General features: G+C 38.9%; 2 protein-coding genes. Both read right to left on the bottom strand.

The genetic code is table 11. The features are described 5' to 3' along the window. Nucleotides 1-231 precede the first annotated feature (231 nt). The gene (locus AB4Z33_RS30750; RefSeq protein WP_442053541.1) at nt 232-864 is read right to left on the bottom strand and encodes a hypothetical protein; all 633 of its coding nucleotides are present in this window, start codon (nt 862-864) and stop codon (nt 232-234) included. 713 nt (nt 865-1,577) lie between these two features. Next, nucleotides 1,578-2,078, bottom strand: coding sequence for an SF0329 family protein (locus AB4Z33_RS30755; RefSeq protein ID WP_442053542.1), 501 nt, complete (start codon nt 2,076-2,078; stop codon nt 1,578-1,580). Nucleotides 2,079-2,535: the final 457 nt, after the last annotated feature.

Genomic DNA, 2,535 nt, shown 5'->3' on the forward strand with positions numbered 1-2,535 from the left:
ATAATAGCCAGCTGCCATGAACTCACCTTCCATTAATCAATAGTAATTGTTTCACATAACGTTATTGTATTCACAACGTCGTTTCTCCTTAGATTGCTCTTATCTAAGGGGAATTGACGTGTCCGGCTGAATATGCTTACTTGCCTGAGATACATCTTTGATTCACTTCCCCTTCCTCGGTCCGGACCGAGGGCCGAATGGCCCGATGCGTGCATACATTGTTATATGAAGTCATCTATCTTCTTCGAGTAAACTCGCATATATCTTGTCTAATATAAGAACTCCATCTTTAATGGTTTTAAGAAAATACCGACTTTCTATTTGATCTTTTATTTTCATAAAAGTTTTTGAACCAATAATACAAAATGGGTCTGTTGCTGGGTGTTCGCCTTTCAATATTCTATTTATGGGTATTGGAGCATCTAATTCATGATAGGTTTGAATATTATTGGTTATGTGGGTTTCCCATACACCTACAGAAAGATTTATAAAAGATTTGATCTGATTCCCGTTTAATCTCCAAGTATTATCATCCAGAACTACATCTCGTTCAGGAGTGATCATATGTAATGTTATTTCCTTGGAGTCACAGCTCCAAAATAATCTCAGGTGATCATGTAATTCAGAATCTAATAGTACTTGCTTGTAGTTGTTCTTTACATGCTGATTAAATCCTAATCGAAACTTCTTTCCTAAAAGATTGGTATTCCATCTAATAATCTCTTCAAGTGAGTTATCTTCTGCTTCCCAATATCCTGATTTATAAGGAAAGTAATGAAAAAATGATTTATATACTTCCTCTACAAATTCCTCAGAAAATGATGAATGAGGAAAAGAATAATAGACTGAAAAATATGGAGGCATCTTTGTCTCTCCTCTCTTTCCTTATTAAGCATTATAGATGATTTCACCTAACGTTATTGTATTCACGATGTCCCACCGACTTAAGGCCACAACGTGGCCAGGTGCGATGCGCTTAGTCGGTGCGGATGTGTCCTGCTGCTCCCGCATTCACGAACCCTAAAATACCTCTCGATCCCACTTCTAACTTCCAAGCCGGACCGGGGGCGAATGCCCTATGCGTGAATATGCTGTTAGCTGATGTTGCTGACTTCCTGATATTCTAATAAATCTCCTTATCCTATTATCTCGCCATTCCAATTAACGATTGTTATTTCTTTAACCTTCAATAGGCACCAATCAATTATTTCACGTATTAATTTCGGTGTGACTGTCTCATCGATCCATTTTGGTGTTAGTACCCTTCTATATCCTATATATTCTCTTGTCCAGCCTTCGAACTCTTCTCCTAATATCACAATTATTGGAGCCTTATGTACTGTATTGACCGACTTCGTAGGTTACTATAAGTTTCTTATCTTCAGATACAACATGTAATTTAATTTTTCCTTCGTCATCAAAATCCGGTTCAACATACCGAAGTGCCCTTGCGCGATGCGCTTATTCGATGCGGATGTCTCTGGCTGCCACCGTTCCCCAATATCCCTCTGCCAGACCGAGGGGGCTTGTCCTCCGATGCGTGAACACGGTGTTATGCGAAGTGCAGAGCTTCTTGATTAGCTAACAAATGTCTCTTTCCTCAATTCATAAAATATCTTTACTAACGGGTGATCATTTTCATTTATTTCAAGTTTATTAAACCTTCTTTTGCCTAGTCTCCTATCAATTATTCCGAATGCTTTATAGATAGCATTATTAGAGGTTATTATTTCTTCAAATGGTGTATTGAGATAATTCCTTAAATTTTGGATTATGTGACTGGTTTCGTGTAACCCTAAATTCATTATTTTTTCAACATTTTCTGATTTGATATTTGGTTTGTAAAAATCTTCATGGTAGCCGTGTTGCAGAGAATGAAGCGTAATGTCTTCTGGCAGTGGGTTCATGTACCAATGATAATAGCCGCCACCAAAGATCTTCCTACCGTCAACAGTTACCCATGCTTCCCCATATCCATCATGAGCTTCATGATATCTTGTCTCATGAATGTCTATTCTTTTGCTTAATTTAGGGGTGATAAACCCCCGAATCATAACCCTTAGCTTTGACCAATCCATTTCTAATTTCCTTTCATTTAGTCTTTTATATATTTATCTGCATTTCGCATAACGTTGTTGTGTTCACGACGTCCCACTCACTTAAGGTCACGAAGTGATCGGGCGCGATGCGCTTAGTCGGTGCGGATGTGTCCGGCTGCCACCACTTCTCCGAAATCCCTCTGCCAAACCGAGGGGTTTGTCCCCCGATGCGTGAACACGGTGCTATGCGATGTCTAAGCCCTCTTGAACAACATTCAACATCAGATCTCTATGTGTTTCTCATTAATTTCTTCACTATTATTAAATCTCCAAAATTCATATTGCTCTATGCCTCCAACATTAATTCCTGCAATAAATGTTGGATCTAGAAATATCGGTAGCGTCAAGAAGTTTGTGTAAGAAGGTAGGAATATCCATCGAGACGATGGGTAACTGTTATGTCTGAATGTTCTGACGTTTTTGCAGGTAGGGGGTC

This window comes from Paenibacillus sp. 2TAB19 (assembly GCF_052115185.1).
GTDB lineage: Bacteria > Bacillota > Bacilli > Paenibacillales > Paenibacillaceae > Pristimantibacillus.

Coding starts and splice junctions, on each gene's coding strand:
- AB4Z33_RS30750 (WP_442053541.1), bottom strand. CDS start 864: ATGCCTCCATATTTTTCAGTCTATTATTCTTTTCCTCATTCATCATTT.
- AB4Z33_RS30755 (WP_442053542.1), bottom strand. CDS start 2,078: ATGGATTGGTCAAAGCTAAGGGTTATGATTCGGGGGTTTATCACCCCT.